Origin of the sequence: Streptomyces sp. NRRL S-118 (genome assembly GCF_000716335.1) — a bacterium.
Classification (GTDB): domain Bacteria; phylum Actinomycetota; class Actinomycetes; order Streptomycetales; family Streptomycetaceae; genus Streptomyces.
In genome coordinates this window covers 281,761-300,106 of record NZ_KL591003.1, presented here as the reverse complement: position 1 = coordinate 300,106, position 18,346 = coordinate 281,761, and the positions used below count along the sequence as shown (strand labels likewise).

The window sequence follows — 18,346 nt, the reverse complement described above, 5'->3', positions numbered from 1 at the left end:
CACGGGCTCGCACTCGTACACGGGCTCGCACTCGTACACGGGCTCGCACTCGTACACGTGCCCGTGCTCGGTACACGGCTCGTACTCGTGCACGTGCCCGTGCTCGTACACGGGCTCCCCGGCGCCGGGCCGCCCGTCCGCCCGTCCGGCCGCGTCAGCCGCGACCGGAGCCCGCCCTGCGGACAGCCTCCAGGAAACGCCCGGCGAGCGCTGTCGCGGTGCTGTCCGGCCTGCGGCTGCGCTGCCCCATGGTGAGCCGGTACCGGTGGCCGTTGAGCGTGGCCACCGTGGCTCCGTCCCGGCCCGCGAACCACGGCCTGCCCGCCCGGACGGCGCGCACCGGCGCACTGTCGATCACCCGCCCGTAGCTGGTCAGCAGGGCCAGCTTGCCGTCCTTGATCAGGACCTCGCCCGCCCTCGTCAGCGAACGCGGCCACCGCTCGATGCGTACGCCCGTGGCGCTGAAATCAGGCTCCGCCATGACTCTGCCGCCCCCTTCGCGCGGATTGCCGGTCCGGTCAGTCTGCACAACGACCCGCCCGTACACCAGGGCGCGTAGGGAGCACGGTCCCCAAGCTCGCCCTATAGGGCATCAAAGTCATCGTTTGCGCAGGTGAGGAGGGTATGTTCAAGGAAGGGGCAGCAGTGGCGGAAGACGAGGAGTGGCACGCGTGAGCACCGTTGAGCAAGCTGAGCCGGCCGGTGCGGCCGGAACCATCGATGTGGACCGCAGCGACCCCGAGTACCGGTCCTGGCTGAAGGACGCCGTACGCAAGGTCCAGGCCGACGCCAACCGGTCCGCCGACACGCACCTCCTGCGCTTCCCGCTGCCCGAGCAGTGGGGCATCGACCTCTACCTGAAGGACGAGTCCACCCACCCCACCGGCAGCCTCAAGCACCGCCTGGCGCGCTCGCTGTTCCTCTACGGCCTGTGCAACGGATGGATCCGCCCCGGCAAGCCCGTCATCGAGGCCTCCAGCGGCTCCACCGCCGTCTCCGAGGCGTACTTCGCGAGTCTCGTCGGCGTGCCGTTCATCGCCGTCATGCCGCGCACCACCAGCCCCGAGAAGATCCGGCTCATCGAATTCCAGGGCGGCCGGTGCCACTTCGTCGACGACTCGCGCAAGATGTACGAGGAGGCCGCGGCGCTCGCCGTGCAGACCGGCGGCCACTACATGGACCAGTTCACGTACGCGGAGCGCGCCACCGACTGGCGCGGCAACAACAACATCGCCGAGTCGATCTACCAGCAACTGCGCCTGGAGCGCTACCCGGAACCCGCCTGGATCGTCGCCACCGCCGGCACGGGCGGCACGTCGGCGACCATCGCCCGCTACGTGCACTACATGCAGTTCGACACCCGTATCTGCGTTCCCGACCCGGAGAACTCCTGTTTCTTCGAGGGGTGGACCACCGGCAACGCGCTGGCCTCCAGCGACTGCGGCTCCCGGATCGAGGGCATCGGCCGGCCCCGGATGGAACCCAGCTTCGTGCCCGGCGCCGTCGACCGCATGATGAAGGTGCCCGACGCGGCGAGCGTCGCCGCCGTACGCGCCCTGGAGAACGCCATCGGGCGCAAGGCCGGGGGTTCCACGGGCACCGGCCTGTGGAGCGCGTTGAAGATCGTCGCCGAGATGGTGGCACAGGGGCGCACCGGCAGCGTCGTCACGCTGATCTGCGACCCCGGCGAGCGCTATCTGGACAAGTACTACTCCGACGACTGGCTGGCCGAACAGGGCCTGGACATCACCCCGTACAGCGCCACCATCGACGAGTTCCTGCGCACCGGCGCCTGGCCCGACTGACCCTGCCGCCCCACGCGCGGGCCCACCCGCCGCACCCTCACCGCCGACCGCGCCGGACCGGCTCGTGAGTCGTCACCGGCTCATCGAGCCGGACGAGCCGCAACCGGTGGCCACCGCAGACCACCGCAACTGACGATCCGTCAGAGACTTGCCCCGCCGCTCCCCGTACGCTCGCGGAGCAGACCGGCCAGCGCCCGCCCGAAGACCAGTCGCCCGGCCCGTGCGAGCAGCGCGTCGCACGCCCGCGGCAGCCCGCGCAGCCGCACCTCCTCCGTCCACGTCACCCGCGTCCCGCCCGCCGCCGTCTCCCGCACGGCGATCTCGGCCCACCCGGTGACCACCCGGCCGCGCTTCTCCAGCCGGCAGCGGCCCGCCGCCCGGCCGGCCACCGGCGGTTCCCAGCGCACGACCTCCATCGGGTCGTCGAACCCGAACCGCCCCACCCCCGTCCGCGCGGTGAAGCGGCTCCCGGCCCGGGTCTCCCCGGCCGTCGCCGCCGTGACCCGCGTCAACGGCACGAGCCGCGCGTGCGCCCGCCAGTCCGTCACCCGCCGCCACGCCTCCGCGACCCCCGCCGGCGTTTCCCGCTCGACCCGGAACACACCCATGGAGCGCCCCTATGCCTCGTCCTCGCCCGCCACGATCAGCCCCGGCAGGTGCTCCGCCATCTCGGCGCGGGCCTGAGGAGAGAGGCCCGGGTCCGTCACCAGGTGGTCGACCTCGTCCAGCCGGGCGAAGGAACTCAGGCCGACCGTGCCCCACTTGGTGTGGTCCGCGACCACCACGACGCGCCGCGCGGAGTGGACCAGACGGCGGTTCGTCTCGGCCTCGGCGAGGTTCGGCGTGGACAGCCCCGCCTCCACCGAGATGCCGTGCACGCCGAGGAACAGCACGTCGAAGTGGAGCGAGCGGATCGCCTGGTCCGCCACCGGACCGACCAGCGCGTCCGACGGCGTACGCACTCCGCCGGTGAGGACCACCGTCGCCGCGCCCGGCCGCGCCGCGCCGCCCGGCGCGGTCTGCTGCGCCGCGTGGAACACGTCGGCCACCCGCACCGAGTTGGTCACCACCGTCAGGTCCGGTACGTCCAGCAGGTGCTGTGCCAGGACGTACGTGGTCGTACCGCCCGACAGGGCGACCGCGCTGCCCGGCCCCACCATCACGGCGGCCGCCCGCGCGATGTCCTCCTTCGCGCTCTGCTCCAGCGAGGACTTCGCCTCGAAGCCCGGCTCGTGGGTACTCGCCTCCGCCACCGGCACCGCGCCGCCGTGCACCTTGGCGAGGACGCCCTGGCGCGCGAGCGCGTCCAGATCCCGGCGCACGGTCATGTCGGACACGTTCAGCCGGCGGGTGAGTTCGTTGACCCGCACCCCGCCGCGCCGCCTCACCTCGTCCAGGATCAAGGCGCGCCGCTGCTCCGCGAGGAGGTTGTGGTTGTCGCTCACCGCAGGGGCCGGTCCTTCCAGGTCGTCGACAGGCTGGCAAGGCCCCTCATCCTGCCACGGGCCGCCCCGCCCGGGACGGCGGGGAGATTGCGTGAGGGACCTGCGCGGCGCGGCCCCGATGGACGATCCTGGTGCAGCGCACCGCCACCACCCCGCACCGCCACCCCTCCCCGTCCCGCAGAGAGCGAGCCCGAAGTGCCCCCTGCCACCCCGGAGACGGAGCCCGCCGGACCGGCCCCCGGTGCCGCGCTCGAACTCCTCGTCCACGGCGTCGGCGGAACCACCCCTGCGGACATGCTCGACGACCCCCGCACCGTCCGCGTCACCGGTGACGAGACCGCCGCCATCCACCGGCGCGCCGCCGACCGGTACGCCGAGAACGAACCCGAGCGGTTCCGCCACGGCCCGGTCCAGGAGGCGTACTGCTGGTGCAACCTGACCTCCGGCAACGGATCACGCGCCCTGTGGCTGCTGCTCCTGCCCTTCATGGTCGTCAACCTGGCGCACTGGATGCGTCCCCCGGCCGAGGGGCAGGCCGCCGCGGTCCGGCTCTACGGCGTGCTCGTCCGCCTGGTCGCCCTCAGCCTCACCGTACTGCTCACCGCCGCCGCCTGCGAGGTCGCGCTGGACCTGGCGGCCTGGCAGTGCGCCGGCTCCGTGCGCTGCGCCGACGAGCGTTCCTGGCTGGGCTTCCTGTCCGTCTCCCAGGGCGGCTGGTGGTCGCAGCCGGGCCGCCGCCTCGCGCTCGCCGCGCTGCTGCCCGCCGCGCTCGTCGGGCTGCTGTGGTACCTGTCCAACCGCACCTGGAGCGCGTACGAGGCCCAGCGCCCGCCCCGCGGCGAACAGGACGGCGACGGCACACCGGGCCTCCGGCCGCGCCCCGCCCTCGGCCGCCCCGGCTTCTGGTACGGCCGCCGGCTCGTCGCCCGGCTGCGCGCAGCGCACACCGCCGCCGGATTCCTCACCGTCGCCGCCGCGGTCGGCGGCGCCGCGGCCCGCCACGACCGCGGCGCCGCGAGCACCACCCGCGAGATCCTCGGCTGGGCCGTCGAAGGGGCCCTGCTGCTCGGCGCGGTGGTCGTGGTCACGGTGGTGTGCCGCCGCGGCCGCAGCGAGCGGCGGCTCGACCACCGCCTCGACGGCGTCCTGGTCACCTGGCTGCCCGGCGGGTCCCTCGCGCTCCTCGCCCTCGCCCTGCTGTACGCCGGCTGGTCCCGCCCCGGATGGCGCTCCACCGGCACCCTCCCCGGCGACACCACCTTCAGCTTCATCGTCCTGGCCCAGGGAATCCTCGTGGTGGCCCTCGCCGCCGTCGCCCTGCGCCTGCACCGCCGCGCGCCGCACACCCGTACCGTCCTGTACGGGCTCGGCGGCCCGGCCGTCGCCATGCTCGCCTGCGCACTCGGCGGCGTGATGACCGGCGGGATCGCCCAGCGCGTCGCCGACTGGCTGGACGGGCCCGCGACGCCCGGCACCGGACAGGGCCCCATCGTCGGCCCGCCCGTGCTGCTGAGCTGGCAGGCGTCCGTGATCCCCGTCCTGCTGCTCCTGCTGCTCGTCCCGGTGCTGCTCCTCGCGCTGCGCACCGCGCTCACCGCCCGCCGGCTCGTCCCCGTCGTGGAGGGCGAGTACGACGGCGAGCGGCCCGACCCCGTCCGCAGCCGCCGCATCGCCGCGGTCCGGGCACGGGCCGCGCTCACCGACGCGGCTCCCGGCATCGTCGGCCTGGTCTCCGGCGCCACACTGCTGCTGGGCGCGCTCGCCGTCGCCGGCTCCAGGGCGAGCGGCACCGTGCCCGGCAAGGCGTTCGCCGGGACGCACCCGCTCGTCGAGGGCGTGGCCGAGTCCGCTCAGGCCCTCGGCTCCTGGCTGGTCGGGTTCGGCTTCATACTGTTCGTCACCTGGGGACGGCGCGCCTACAAGGACGCCTCCGCCCGGCGCACCATCGGCATCCTGTGGGACGTCGGCACCTTCTGGCCGCGCGCCGCCCACCCGTTCGCCCCGCCCTGCTACGCCGAGCGCGCCGTGCCGGACCTGGCCTGGCGGATGTCGTCCTGGACGGGCCGCACCGGCGGCCGTCTGGTCATCTCCGGCCACTCGCAGGGCAGCGTGCTCGCCGCGGCCGCCGTCTGGCAGCTCCCCGCCGCCACACGATGCCGCGTCGCCCTGCTCACCTACGGATCACCCCTGGAGCGGCTGTACGGCCGGTGGTTCCCCGCCTACTTCGGCCCCGGGCCCCTGGCCGCCCTCCACCGGGAGCTGCACTGCTGGCGCAACCTGTGGCGCCGCACCGACCCGATAGGCGGCCCGGTGAACCTCCCCGCGGAGGGCGACAAGCCCGAGGTCGACCACTTGGCGCTGCGGGACCCGGTGGCGTACGGCCGCACCCACGAACACCCGCTGCCCGAGCCGGTCCTGGGCCACTCCGAGTACCAGGCCGACCCGGTGTTCGCCAAGGAACGGGCGGTCCTGCTCGACCGGCTGCCGCCCGCCCTGCCGCTGCCGCTCCCGCAGCAGCGTACGGAGACGGAACCCTACGGCAGCTCGGGCAGGTCCTCCGGATAGAGCAGGCTCAGGTCGTCGGTGCTCACCTCGGTGAGCTCCGCGACCCGGCCCGCGTGCCGCTCCACCATGGACTCGAACGTCTGCCGCGCGGTGCGGCCGTTGCCGAAGCCGGGCCCCTTGGGCAGCTCCGTGAAGTACTTCAGCAGCGCCTCGCCCGTTCCCGTGCCGAGCCGGTACTCGTGCTCCTCCGCCTGCTGCTCGACGATCCGCACCAGCTCGGCCGGCGCGTAGTCGGGGAAGGCGATGGTCCGCGAGAAGCGGGATGCCACACCTGGGTTGACGGTCAGGAACCGCTCCATCTCCGCGGTGTAGCCGGCGACGATCACCACCACCGCGTCCCGGTGGTCCTCCATCAGCTTCACCAGCGTGTCGATCGCCTCGCGCCCGAAGTCCCGCCCGGAGTCCTCGGGGGCCAGCGCGTACGCCTCGTCGATGAACAGCACCCCGCCGCGCGCCCGGTCGAACGCCTCCTGGGTACGGATGGCGGTGGATCCGATGTGCTCGCCGACCAGGTCCACCCGGGACACCTCGACCAGGTGACCGCGCTCCAGCACCCCGAGGGAGGCGAGGATCTCGCCGTACAGCCGGGCGACGGTCGTCTTGCCGGTGCCGGGGGAGCCGGTGAAGACCAGGTGGCGGCGTACGGACGCGGCCTTGAGCCCGGCCTCCTGGCGTTTGCGGCCGACCTCGATCATGTTGGTGAGGGTGCGGACCTCCCGCTTGACGCTGTCGAGGCCCACCAGGGCGTCCAGTTCGCCCAGGACCTCCTGCGAGCCGCGTGCCGGGGCCCCCGCGGGCGCCGCTCCGCCGGCCGCGGCGGGTGTCCGGTCCGGTGCCTGCGCCGGGACGGACCCCAGCAGCCCGCCGGCCGGCTGCGTCGCCGTCACGACGCCCGCGGCGGTCGCGGCCGGAACGGAGGGCGCGTGTGCGGCGGTGAGGCCGCTCTCGTCGCTGGTGCAGTCCTCCATCACGGGACGGTCCTCGCCGAACTCGTACCCGCCGCGCGCGCACCGCTCCGTGCGGCACCGTCTCAGCGTCGTACGGCAACCGTCCATGACGTGGAAGCCGTACCCGCCGCTGCCCGTCACCCGGCAGCCGTGGAACGTGCCGCGGCCCTCCGCGGAGACGTAGAACCCGGCCTCGGCGGGGGAGATGACGGTGCACCGCTCCACGGTCGGGTCGGCGCCCTTGGTGACGATGACGCCGGTCTGCACGGCGTCCATGGTGCAGCCGTTGAGTGTGCCGCCGCTGCCGTGGTCCCGGAACCAGGCACCGGTCGACGCCTCCCGGATGCGGCAGTCGTCGAGCTGTGCGGTGGCGCCGTCGCTGACCGAGACGGCCGTGTTGCGCACCTGGCCCAGATCGCTGTCCACCACGTCCACGCGCGAGCCGCGGTCGAGCACGAACAGCGCGTCGGGCACGTCGTGCACCCGGCACGCGTCCAGGACGGCCGTCGCACCGTCGGAGACCCACACCGCCGGGTAGTCACCGGTGCTGTCGTGGATCTCGCACTGATTGGCGTCGACCCGGGTGCCCGGGTCCCACACCGACAGACCGTTGCGCCCGAAGCGCCGCACCGTCGAGCGCGTCAGCGTCAGGACGGCACGCGAACGCAGGTCCACGGCGTTCTCCGGGACGTCGTGGATGTCGCAGTCGGAGAGCGTCAGCACCGCGTCCGTGTCGAGGGTGATGCCGTCGGCCGACGTGCGGTGCACCTGCGAGTCGGTCAGGTGCGCGGCGGCCCGCGAACTGACCTGGACACCGCTGCCCTTGGTCTCGTACACCTCGCAGCCGATCGCCTCCAGGCCGCTGCCCTCGCCGGTCACGGAGAAGCCCGCGCCGCCGGTGTGGTGGACGCGGCACTGCTCCAGCCGTGGGTGCGCGCCGCCGCGCACGGTGACGCCCGACTGCCCGGCGGAGACCACCTCGCACTCCTCGAACACGCCGCCCGCGCCGTCCAGTACGCCGATCCCGACCCCCGCCGGATTGTCCACGGTGCAGCGCCGTACGGTGGGCCGCGCGGCGCCGCGCACCTCCAGCCCGGACGCCGAGCGGGTCACGATCCGCAGGTCCAGCAGTTCCGGAGTGCCGTCCTCGACCAGCAGCGCGGGCGCCGCGGTGTCCTGGCCCTCCACGTACAGATCCTGCACGGTGGCCGAGGCGCGCACGGTCAGCGGTACGCCGTCGGCCGGGGCGATCCGTACGGCACCCGCCGCGCCGTCCGCACCGCGCAGGGTGACCGCCCGCCGCAGGACCAGGTTCTCCCGGTACGTACCGGGGGCGATGGTCAGGACGTCGCCGTCGCCGGCGGCCTCCAGGGCCGCGGCGAGAGAGGCGTACTCGCCCGTGCGGCGCCGCCACCGCGATGTGCCGGTGTGCGTCACCTGGACCGTGCCCTGTGCCATGGTGCTGCTGAGCCCCCCACCTCGTCGTGTCGCTCCCCTAACGGTCGCACCACCGTAGCGCGCGCGGCGAGGGCCGGCCGACCGGTCAGCTGCCCGCGCCCGTCCTGCCCCAGTCCGGACCGGTCCGGGCCCACTCGCGGTCCAGGCGCGCGTACCGCCGTTGCGTCAGCTGCCGTACGACCAGCCGCCGCACGCCCTCGACAAGCGCCGCGGACGCGACGGCGACACCGGCGCCCGCCAGCGCGGCGTGCTCGCGGGCCGTGGACGCGTCCATGGGGCGGTTCACCGGGCGGCCCCGGTCGTCCGTCCAGATCCGCACCGTGTCGCCCGGCTGCGCGTTCTGCCGGGCGACGCTCACCGTCCCGGTCCGCAGGGTGCCGTCCGGGGCCGTCCAGCCCGCCCGCACCGGCTTGCGCATCCGGTGGTCCGCCGAGGCGTCCGGGTCCCGCGGCACACCGTCGCGGCCCCGCGCGGGACCCAGCACCTCCGCGGTGACCGGATGGCGGTGCGCCTGCTGCAGCCGCGCCGTCTGCTGGACGGACGCATGGGTCGCCGCGCCGGTGAGCAAGCCCGCGGCGGGCGCCGCCAGACAGACGAGCACCAGGGCGGCGAACGCCACCCACGCCTCGGCGAGATCGGTGGTCCGGCACAGGGAGTTGTGCCGCCAGCGCCAGAGCCCCATGACCGTATGCACGGAATTCGGCACCCCCTTCCGTGTCCGTCAACGCGCGTACGGACCTTCCGGGTTCCCTCCGCCGTGGGCACCATGCACCCGGCGGTCCCGTCTACCGGTAGCCGAGGATCTCGACCGGGTCCCCGGTGCGCAGGGTGCCGGTGCCCTCCGGCACCAGGTTCTGGCCGAAGACCATCCGCCGGTCGATGAGGCGGTGCCGGGCGAGGGTGCGCAGCGGCTCCTTGCCGCGCCGGGCGGTGCGCTGGTCGGTGGTGGTGACGATGCAGCGGCCGCACGGCTTGGCGACGCGGAAGGTGACCTCGCCGATCGCTATCCGCGTCCAGCGGTCCTCGTCCCAGGGCGCGGTGCCGTCGACCACGACGGTCGGGCGGAAGCGCTCCATGGGCAGGGGCCCCTCGTCGGGGTGGTCGCCCTGTGCGATGAGGGAGTTCAGGGCGTCGAGCGAGGCCGTGGTGGTGACCAGGAGCGGGAAGCCGTCGGCGAAGCTGACCGTCTCGCCGGGCTGCGCGTAGTCGGGGTCGATGGGACGCCGGCGCGCCGGATCGTCCAGGTGCACCAGCCGCACGTCCTCGCCGAGATAGGCGCTGAGCCACGCGTCGGCGGCGGCCCCGGCCGGTACGGCTTCCACCTTCGTCCCGAAGATCTCGGTCACGACCGTGCCGGTGGCCCCGGAGGGCACCGGCACCGGCAGCGGCTTCCGCCCGGGCGCGGACAGCGTGATCCCGCCGCCCTCCCCGAGCGCGGCGGAGGCCAACGCCAACCGTGCGTGCTGGCGTTGGGTCACCGCCTTCGCCGAGGCGTCGATCAGCATCCAGCGGCGGTCCCCGGCGAGCCCCCACGGCTCGACCACCGCCTCGGCGGGTGCGGAACCGCCGAGCGACTTGACCGGATGGATGTGCAGGGAGCTCACTTCTGCAGTCGGCATGGCCTCATCCTGCCAGTCGCTCCCCGGCACGGGTGCCGTTCGGTCAGTACCCGCCGCCCTGGTAGGGGCGGTTGTACGGGTCGTCGTACGGAGCCGGCGCGGGCGCCGGCGCGGGACGAGGGGCTGCCGGGCGCATCGCCTCGTACCCCGTGGCGACCGGCCGGGAGTACTGCGGGGGCTGGGGGCCGGCGTAGCCGCGCGGCGCCGTCGCCTGCTGGGGGATGTAGGGAGCGGGCGCCTGATGCAGCGGAGTGGGCTGCGGCGCCTGCATCTGGGCGGGCTGGGGGTAGCCGTAGGAACCGCCGTAGGACGGGGCGGGCTGGGAGGGTGCCGCCGGGAGGGCGGGGAGCGCCGCGGGCAGCGCCGGCAGGTAGCTGTTGCCGGTGTCGTACGCGGCAGGCACTCGGATCGGGGCGATCTGAGGCGTGCCCCGCTCCGCGACGAGGGAGTCGTAGATCGGGGTGTCCGGGAACGACGGCGCGCCGTAGTAAGCGCCGCCGTAGGAGCGGGGGGAGGTCATGGCACATAAGTTAAGCCCACGATCTGCTTTTGGGGAGCCCGGTAAGAGGGTTGTTTTACGTGTACTGAGAGGCCATCGATCCCCAATGTGACCGAAGGTGGCAAAAAGGGGGCGCCCCTTCGGGTAAAACCCATGCTGAGGAGGGGTTACCGGCGGTCGGTCCTCAGACCCCCGGGCGGGCCCCCTCCGGCCTCCCGGTGTCTTCCCGTCGCTTCGACGGACACGTCCCCGTCTCCTCGATTACGTTGGCGGGTACATAAATCGCCAGGCGTCGGACCGGCGAAGGGGTGGTCATGTCCATGATTAAAGGAGCCAATGTCGTCGTGCCGGCGCGAAGTCTTCGCGTCGAATTGGGCTGGCGTTCCGGTCCCGGTGTGCCGGACGTCGACGCGTCCGCCCTGCTGCTCGTGTCGGGCAGGGTGCGCTCCGACGCGGACTTCGTCTTCTACAACCAGCCCGCGCACGCCTCGGGCGCGGTGCGGCACGAAGGCAAGCGCACATCCGGCCCGGCGGTGACCGACACCCTCGCCGTCGACCTCGCCCGCGTGGAGCCCGCGGTGGAGAAAATCGTCCTCGCGGCCTCGGCGGACGGCGCGTCCTTCGGGCGGGTGCCGGGGCTGTGCATACGGGTGCTGGACGCGGACGACGGCACGGAGGTGGCGCGGTACGACAGCCAGGACGCCACCGTGGAGACGGCGTTCATCCTGGGCGAGCTGTACCGGCGGCAGGGAGCGTGGAAGTTCCGTGCGGTCGGACAGGGCTACGGCAGCGGACTGGCCGGCCTGGCAACGGACTTCGGCATCACGGTCGACGCGCCTCGGCACCCGGCCCCGGTACCCCGGCCGTCCGCGTCCGCGGACCCGGCGCCCCGGCCGCCCGCGTCCGGGAACCCCGCGCCCCCGTCCCGGCCGTCCGCCCCCGTGTCCCGCCCGTCGGTGCCCGCGCCCCGGAACCCCGTGGCCACCCCTCCGCCCGCGGTGCCGCGGGACGTGCCCGCCGGCCGGCGGACCGGTACGCCCGGCAGTCCGGCGCCCGCCCCGCGCAAGGTCGCGCTCACCAAGGTGACGCTCACCAAGAACGCCCCCTCCGTCTCGCTCACCAAGCAGGGCGGAACCTCCGGCACCATGCGCGTCAACCTCGACTGGACCAGCCGCTCCGCCGGCTCCGGCCGGGGCTGGTTCGCCAAGCTCGCCGCCGGCGACGTGGACCTCGACCTGGGCGCCCTGTACGAACTCACCGACGGCAGCAAAGGCGTCGTCCAGGCGCTCGGCAACACCTTCGGCTCCCTGCACCGGCCGCCGTACATCCACCTCGACGGCGACGACCGCACCGGAGCCGTAGCCACCGGCGAGAACCTCACCATCAACCTCGACCACAAGGACCGGTTCCGCCGCATCCTCGTCTTCGTCACGATCTACGACGGGGCCACCAGCTTCGCCGGTCTGCAGGCCACGGTCACCCTGTACCCGCAGCACGGCGCCCCCGTCGACTTCTCCCTCGACGCCTGCACCGTCAACTCCCGCGTCTGCGCACTCGCCCTCATCACCCAGGAGCACGGCGACCTCGTCGTCCGCCGGGAGGCCCGCTACCTGCTCCCGCAGCCCGGCGTCACCCACCAGGAGACCGTCGACACCACCTACGGCTGGGGCCTCACCTGGACGCCGGCCCGCAAGGACTGACCGGGGCCGCCCCGGCCCTACCGTTCCGGCGCCGCCTGCGGGCGCGGATACGTACGGCCCTTCCAGGCCGCCCCGCGCCCCCGGTGGTGCTGCACCGCGGAATCGACCGTCATGCCCAGGTAGAGCGCCGCCGTGAACGGCAGCAGGGGCGCCGTCCACAGCGACTGGCGGTAATAGCGGAGCATCGGGATGTACGTCCCCGTCATGACCGCCCAGGCCGCGGCGCCCAGCACACCCGCGGCCGGGTCACCCCCGAACAGGCCCGCGCACAGCGCGGCGGGCGGTACCGCGTACACCATCAGCAGCCCGCCCACCGTGCCCAAAAGGATCACCGGGTTGTGGCGGAGCTGCGCGTACGCGGTGCGGGACACCATCCCCCACAGATCGGCCAGCCGCGGGTAGGGGCGGACGCTGTCCATCCGCTCGGCGAGGCCCAGCCAGAGCCGTCCGCCGGCCCGCCGTACGGCCCGGGCCAGGGACACGTCGTCGATCACCGCCTGCCGGATCGACTCCGGCAGGCGCGCCCGGTCCGCCATCTCCGTGCGCAGCAGCATGCAGCCCCCGGCCGCGGCCGCCGTCCGTGCGCCGTCCTTGTTGGTCCACCGGAACGGATACAGCTTCGCGAAGAAGTACACGAACGCCGGCACCACCAGGCGCTCCCAGCCGCCGGCCACCCGCAGCCGTGCCATCTGCGAGACCAGGTCCAGGCGGTTGCTCGTGGCCGCGGCGACGAGCTCCCGGAGGCTGTCGGGCTCATGGGCGATGTCCGCGTCCGTCAGCAGCAGGTAGTCCGGGTCGCCCACCGCGTGCGGGCAGTCCGCCGCCTCCGGGGCCCTCACCGCTCCGGGGCCGCCCGCCGCGTCCGGGCGGTCATCCGCCGCGTCCGGGCCGCCGCCCATCGCGTCCGGGGCCGCCGCCTCCGGGTTCCGCATCGTTCCGGGGCCGCGCATCAGGTCCGGGACCCCCACCGCCCCGGGGCCGCCCGCGACTGCTCGCGCGCGGGCCACCGCGATCCCGTGCCGCACGGCCCACAGCTTCCCGGTCCACCCGGGCTCCGGCGGGCCCGGCGTCGCCACCGTCAGCGGCAGCCCCCCGTGCCGCACGGACAGCGCGCGGGCGAGATCCCCCGTCCCGTCCTTGCTGCCGTCGTCGACCAGCACGATCCACGCAGGCCCCGGATAGTCCTGCGCCAGCAGCGACGGCAGGCTCACGGGCAGGACCTCCGCCTCGTCCCGCGCCGGGACCACCACGGCGACGGACGGCCACCGGGCCGGGTCGGCCCGCCGGGGCAGCCGCTGGTCCGTCCGCCAGAAGAAGCCCTGCCCGAGCAGCAGCCAGGCCCACGCCACCAGCGACCCCAGCGCGATCCACGCAATGGTGCTCATTCGTCGCAGTCTGCCCCACAACGAGGGGAGCGCAAGGGGCGTCGGCTAGGGTGACCGGGTGAAGATCGCGCTCATGGACTCCGGAATCGGCCTGCTGGCGGCGGCCGCCGCGGTGCGCCGGCTGCGGCCGGACGCCGATCTGGTGCTCTCCTCCGACCCCGACGGCATGCCCTGGGGACCCCGTACGCCCGACTACGTCACCGAGCACGCCCTCGGCGTCGCCCGGGCCGCCGCCGCCCACCGCCCCGACGCGCTGATCGTGGCCTGCAACACCGCCTCCGTCCACGCGCTGCCCGCGCTGCGCGCGGAGCTGGAGCCCGGGATCCCGGTGGTCGGCACCGTCCCCGCCATCAAGCCCGCCGCCGCGAGCGGCGGCCCCGTCGCCATCTGGGCGACCCCGGCCACCACCGGCAGCCCGTACCAGCGGAACCTGATCCGGGAGTTCGCCGGGTCGGTCGACGTCACCGAGGTGCCGTGCCCGGGTCTCGCCGACGCCGTGCAGCACGCCGACGAGGACGCCGTCGACCGGGCGATCGCGGCGGCCGCCGCCCTCACCCCCGACGACGTCAGGGCCGTCGTCCTGGGCTGCACCCATTACGAACTCGTCGCCGAGCGCATCCGTGCCGCCGTCCAGCCGGCCGGCCGGCCACCCGTCGACCTGCACGGCTCCGCCGGCGCCGTGGCCGCCCAGGCGCTGCGCCGCATCGGTGCCGCACCCGCACCGGCCGCCACTCTCAGCACCTCACTCGCCGTGCTGCTCAGCGGCCGCCCCTCCGGGCTCCCGGAGGCGGCGCTCACCTACGCGGAGGGCCGCCTGCTCGCCGCCGTCGCGCCCACCGGCTGACCGCTCCCGCCGGCCGACGGGCCTTCCGCGGCCCCCTGCTCCGGGGCCGCGCGCCCTGCCGCAGCACGGCACCCGGGGCGGCGCCCGCCTGTGGCACGAGGAGCCGCGACAGCGGAACGTGAGTACCCTGCTACGCATGAGGGACCACCCCCGCAGCGAGCCGGCCCCCACCCACCCCGGGCACGAGATCTGGACGGGCCGCGCGACCAACCGCGTCCAGTGGCTGCTCGCCGCCGCGGGCGCCGCCTGCGTGGCCCTCGGCATCGCCCTGGCCGTGGCCTCCCCGTGGACCACGGGCGTTCCGGCGCTGCTGATGGCGGTGATCGGATGCGTGACCGTGGGGCTGCTGGTGCTCTTCGGCACGCTCGCCTTCGTCCACGTCGAGATCACGGTCGACCACCACGCCCTCGAAGTGCGCTGCGGCCACATGGGCGTGCCGCGCCGCCGCATCCCGCTGGAGCACGTCGTCGGCGCCGAGTTCGTCCCGTCCGTCACCCCGCGCCAGTGGGGAGGCTGGGGCTACCGCTGGCGTCCCGAGCTGGGCACGGCCGTCGTGGTCCGCCGGGGCGAGGCCCTGGTCCTGACCCTGGGCGACGGGCGCAGCTTCACCGTGACGGTCGACAACGCGGAGGGCGCGGTCCACTTCATCCGCCACCGCCTCCTGCACCGGCACCGCCACCAGGACGACCGACCGCCGGCCGCCGGCCCGGTGCGCCGTCGGTCGTCACCGCGGCGCGCGCCGTCGCGAGACCGGCCAGCAGCCCGGCGGCCGTCGTCACCGGGGTGAAGCTCAGCACGTTGCCGACGGCGGCCAGCGCGGCGAGCGCGGTGAGCGCCGCGGCGGCCGACAGCACCACCGGGGTCGGCCGCAGTGAGCGCCACAGGACGTACAGCAGCCAGGCCCCCGTCCCGGCCATCACGGCGACGCCCACCAGGCCCTGTTCGGCCGCCTGCTGGAGGGGCGCCGAGTGCGGCCTGCCGCTGGCCCGCGGCGACTCCCGGGCCGCGGTGCTCAGCTCGCCGAACCGGCCCGGACCCGCCCCGAGCAGGGGTTCCCGGTGGACGACGTCCCTCGCGTCCCGCCACAGCCGCACCCGGTACGAAGTGAGCGGGCCCTCGACGGAAGCCCCTGTCCCCGGCGCCAGGACGTCCTCGGCCACCGCCCACGACGCACACACCACCAGTCCCGCGGACAGCGCCAGGCCCACCAGTACGGGGCCCCGCCGCCGCGCCCGGGCCACGGCCAGGGAGCACAGAAGCACCGCCGCGCCCGCCAGGCACCCGGCGACCGGCCCGAGGGCGAGGGACGTGCCGGCCACACCGAGCGCCACCAGCCGCAGCGCCGGGCGCAGCGACGGGCGCCGGACCGCCGAGGCCGCACAGCAGGCGGCCCCCGCGGCCAGGGCCGCCAGCGCCGCGTACGCACCGGCGTCGCCCGGCAGCGGCCCGCCGGTGGCCGTGGCGCCCGGCAGACCCGGCAGTCCCGTCCGCGCGGCGGTCATCAGGCCCAGGATCGCCAGCGCCGTGGCCGCCGCGGCGGCGACCGGCAGCAGCGCCCTGGCGATCCGCCCGCACGCGTACCCCGCCGCGAGGGCGAGCACCGCGAGCAGCACCCCCTCCGGGCGGGCGTCCCGGCCCGCGGCGCTGACCAGTGCCGACTCCGCACACGCGCCCAGCAGCGCGGCACCCACCACATCGGCCGCCCGGCCGCGCTCCGCGGCAGGCTCCGCGACCGTCTCCGGCGGACGCACCGGCACACACTCCGGCACGGACTGCGGCGCAGGTCTCGGCGCAGCGATCATCCCGTCGCCCCCCCGACTGACGGGTCCCTGATGGGACAGGACCGGCATTCACCGTAGCGGCGCCCGGCCCGAGGTGTGGAGAGGCTGTGCAGAAACGATGTTGCAGCCGCCGGGGCCGCCCTCCCGCCCGCCGCGGCCGCCGCCGTAGACTCCGCACGTGAGCGCCACCATGACCCCTGTCGACGACGCACCCCCGCCCGCCGCCGAGCACAGGTGGAGCGCACGGCTCCTGCGGCGCCTGATGAGACCGGCAACGGCGGTGCTGTCCGGGGTCCTGCTGTACCTCAGCTTCCCGCCCCGTCCCCTGTGGTGGCTCGCCCTGCCCGCCTTCGCCCTGCTGGGTGCCACCCTGCGCGGCCGGCGCCTCAGGGCGGGTTTCGGCCTCGGCTACCTGGCCGGGCTCGGCTTCCTCCTCCCGCTGCTCGTCTGGACGGGCGAGGAGGTCGGCGCGGTGCCGTGGCTGGCGCTCGTCGCCGCGGAATCGCTCTTCATCGGTGCCACCGGCCTCGGTGTCGCGGCGGTGTCGCGCCTGCCGGCCTGGCCGGTGTTCGCCGCCGCCGTGTGGATCCTCGGCGAGGCGGCACGCGCGCGCGTCCCCTTCGGCGGCTTTCCCTGGGGCAAGATCGCCTTCGGCCAGGCGGACGGCGTGTTCCTGCCCCTGGCCGCGGTCGGCGGTACGCCCGTGCTCGGTTTCGCCGTCGCCCTCTGCGGCTTCGGTCTGTACGAGGCGGTCCGCGCGCTGCGTGCGTACCGGGCGGCTCGCTCCGTCCCACGCGGCCCGCTCGCCACGGCCCTGCTCTCCGTCCTCGTCCCGGTCACCGCCGCCCTCGCCGCGCTGCCGCTCGTGTCGGCCACGGCCGAGGACGGCACCGCCACCGTCGCCGCCATCCAGGGCAACGTGCCCCGTCTGGGGCTGGACTTCAACGCCCAGCGCCGCGCCGTGCTCGACAACCACGCGCGCCGCACGGAGCAGCTCGCCGCCGACGTGGCCGCCGGCAAGGTCGCCGAGCCGGACTTCGTGCTGTGGCCGGAGAACTCCTCCGACCTCGATCCCTACCGCAACGGCGACGCGCGCGCCGTGATCGACCGCGCGGTCGGCGCCATCGGCGTACCCACCGTCATCGGCGCCGTGCTCACCCCCGAGACGGGCCCGCTGCGCAACACGCTCATCGCGTGGGACCCGCAGCGCGGCCCCGCCGACACGTACGACAAGCGGCATGTGCAGCCGTTCGGCGAGTACATCCCGATGCGGTCCTTCGTGCGCCTCTTCGACAGCGACGTCGACCGTGTCAGCCGGGACTTCGGGCCCGGCGGGAAGGTGGGCGTCTTCGACCTCGCCGGCACCCGGGTGGGCCTCGCCACCTGTTACGAGGCGGCCTTCGACTGGGCGGTGCGCGACACCGTCACGCACGGCGCCCAGCTCATCGACGTACCGAGCAACAACGCCACCTTCGGGCGAAGCGAGATGACCTACCAGCAGCTCGCCATGTCACGCGTTCGGGCGGTCGAGCACAGCCGCTCCGTGGTCGTCCCGGTGACCAGCGGTGTCAGCGCGATCATCCGGCCGGACGGCACCATCGTCCAGGAGACCCGCATGTTCACTCCGGACGCCCTGGTCTCCGAGGTGCCGCTGCGCTCCTCCCTGACCCCGGCCACCCGGCTGGGCACCCTTCCCGAAGCCGCCCTGGTGGCGCTCGCCGTGGCCGGGCTGGTCCGGGCCGCCGCCGGAGCGCTCCGCACCCGGCGTGCCGCCCGGACGGAGCAGGTCTCCGCCTAAGGTCGTGGGCATGGCGATCCCTGACTTCATCCGGGCCGTCCGGGCCACGGCCGGACACCAGTTGCTCTTCCTGCCGGGCGTCTCCGCCGTCGTCTTCGACGACGAGGGGCGGGTGCTGCTGGGCAGACGGGCCGACAACGGCCGGTGGACGCTCATCACCGGCATCCCCGACCCGGGGGAGCAGCCGGCCCTCGCCGCCGTGCGCGAGGTGTACGAGGAGACCGCCGTCGAGTGCGTGGTGGAACGGGTCGTCCTGGTCGAGGCCCTGCCGGAGCCGGTGACGTACCCCAACGGCGACCAGTGCCAGTACATGGACACGACCTTCCGCTGCCGGGCCGTCGGAGGCGAGGCGCGTGTCAACGACGACGAGTCGCTGGACGTGGGCTGGTTCCCGCTCGACGCGCTGCCACCACTGAGGGACAGCGACCTCTTCCGGATCAAGCAGGCCCTGGCCGACGAGCCCACATGGTTCGCCACCACTGCGTGATAAGCGGAAGTAT

The 18,346-nt window shown here is 74.6% G+C and carries 15 protein-coding genes and 1 pseudogene; 7 read left to right on the top strand and 9 right to left on the bottom strand.

The window, feature by feature from the left end; translation table 11 throughout:
- Positions 1–154 precede the first annotated feature (154 nt).
- Entirely contained in the window at positions 155–481 is a 327-nt protein-coding gene (locus IH00_RS0108030; protein ID WP_031071096.1) for a hypothetical protein, read from the bottom strand.
- Positions 482–671: 190 nt separating this feature from the next.
- Between IH00_RS0108030 and IH00_RS0108025 the strand changes: the two genes are divergently transcribed.
- Complete coding sequence (locus IH00_RS0108025) at positions 672–1,805, top strand: L-cysteine desulfhydrase Cds1 (protein ID WP_031071094.1); 1,134 nt, start codon at positions 672–674, stop codon at positions 1,803–1,805.
- Positions 1,806–1,945: 140 nt separating this feature from the next.
- Here IH00_RS0108025 and IH00_RS0108020 read toward each other — a convergent pair whose 3' ends face one another.
- Positions 1,946–2,413 (bottom strand): SRPBCC family protein, encoded by a 468-nt coding sequence (locus tag IH00_RS0108020; protein ID WP_031071092.1) that lies wholly within the window; start codon positions 2,411–2,413, stop codon positions 1,946–1,948.
- 9 nt (positions 2,414–2,422) lie between these two features.
- Positions 2,423–3,250 (bottom strand): DeoR/GlpR family DNA-binding transcription regulator, encoded by an 828-nt coding sequence (locus IH00_RS0108015; RefSeq protein ID WP_031071090.1) that lies wholly within the window; start codon positions 3,248–3,250, stop codon positions 2,423–2,425.
- 195 nt (positions 3,251–3,445) lie between these two features.
- Between IH00_RS0108015 and IH00_RS0108010 the strand changes: the two genes are divergently transcribed.
- Positions 3,446–5,815, top strand: a complete 2,370-nt coding sequence (locus tag IH00_RS0108010) for a hypothetical protein (RefSeq protein WP_031071088.1) — start codon at positions 3,446–3,448, stop codon at positions 5,813–5,815.
- Here the strand turns inward: IH00_RS0108010 and IH00_RS0108005 are convergent.
- From IH00_RS0108005 to IH00_RS0107990, 4 genes are all read right to left on the bottom strand, one after another.
- Complete coding sequence (locus IH00_RS0108005; protein ID WP_031071087.1) at positions 5,785–8,220, bottom strand: right-handed parallel beta-helix repeat-containing protein; 2,436 nt, start codon at positions 8,218–8,220, stop codon at positions 5,785–5,787. The two genes, IH00_RS0108010 and IH00_RS0108005, sit on opposite strands and share 31 nt — an antisense overlap.
- A gap of 85 nt (positions 8,221–8,305) precedes the next feature.
- Positions 8,306–8,902, bottom strand: coding sequence for an Rv1733c family protein (locus IH00_RS0108000; protein ID WP_031071085.1), 597 nt, complete (start codon positions 8,900–8,902; stop codon positions 8,306–8,308).
- 103 nt (positions 8,903–9,005) lie between these two features.
- Entirely contained in the window at positions 9,006–9,839 is an 834-nt protein-coding gene (locus IH00_RS0107995; protein WP_031071082.1) for an MOSC domain-containing protein, read from the bottom strand.
- Between the two features lie 43 nt (positions 9,840–9,882).
- A complete protein-coding gene (locus IH00_RS0107990) occupies positions 9,883–10,359 on the bottom strand; it encodes a DUF6643 family protein (protein ID WP_031071080.1) in 477 nt (158 codons plus the stop codon).
- A 293-nt stretch (positions 10,360–10,652) separates the two neighbouring features.
- On the opposite strand from IH00_RS0107990, the gene IH00_RS0107985 reads away from it, so the two are divergent.
- A complete protein-coding gene (locus IH00_RS0107985) occupies positions 10,653–12,038 on the top strand; it encodes a TerD family protein (RefSeq protein ID WP_031071078.1) in 1,386 nt (461 codons plus the stop codon).
- A 17-nt stretch (positions 12,039–12,055) separates the two neighbouring features.
- Here the strand turns inward: IH00_RS0107985 and IH00_RS39465 are convergent, their stop codons facing one another.
- Positions 12,056–13,423 (bottom strand): glycosyltransferase, encoded by a 1,368-nt coding sequence (locus tag IH00_RS39465; RefSeq protein ID WP_031071076.1) that lies wholly within the window; start codon positions 13,421–13,423, stop codon positions 12,056–12,058.
- A gap of 58 nt (positions 13,424–13,481) precedes the next feature.
- Here IH00_RS39465 and IH00_RS0107975 point away from each other — a divergent pair, with 58 nt between their 5' ends.
- Positions 13,482–14,267 (top strand): glutamate racemase, encoded by a 786-nt coding sequence (locus tag IH00_RS0107975; RefSeq protein WP_031071074.1) that lies wholly within the window; start codon positions 13,482–13,484, stop codon positions 14,265–14,267.
- 136 nt (positions 14,268–14,403) lie between these two features.
- Positions 14,404–14,937 (top strand): annotated as a pseudogene (locus tag IH00_RS0107970) (hypothetical protein); the annotation flags it as partial.
- Here the strand turns inward: IH00_RS0107970 and IH00_RS0107965 are convergent.
- Positions 14,912–16,018, bottom strand: coding sequence for an O-antigen ligase family protein (locus IH00_RS0107965; protein ID WP_052411264.1), 1,107 nt, complete (start codon positions 16,016–16,018; stop codon positions 14,912–14,914). The pseudogene IH00_RS0107970 and the gene IH00_RS0107965 overlap by 26 nt on opposite strands.
- 208 nt (positions 16,019–16,226) lie before the next feature.
- Between IH00_RS0107965 and lnt the strand changes: the two genes are divergently transcribed.
- Positions 16,227–17,846 carry an apolipoprotein N-acyltransferase gene (gene lnt, locus IH00_RS0107960; RefSeq protein WP_031071069.1) on the top strand — a complete coding sequence of 540 codons (1,620 nt, stop codon included), beginning with the start codon at positions 16,227–16,229 and terminating at the stop codon, positions 17,844–17,846.
- Positions 17,847–17,856: 10 nt separating this feature from the next.
- Positions 17,857–18,333: an NUDIX hydrolase gene (locus tag IH00_RS0107955; RefSeq protein ID WP_031071067.1), complete on the top strand. Its 477-nt coding sequence runs from the start codon at positions 17,857–17,859 to the stop codon at positions 18,331–18,333.
- The last annotated feature ends 13 nt before the right edge of the window (positions 18,334–18,346 follow it).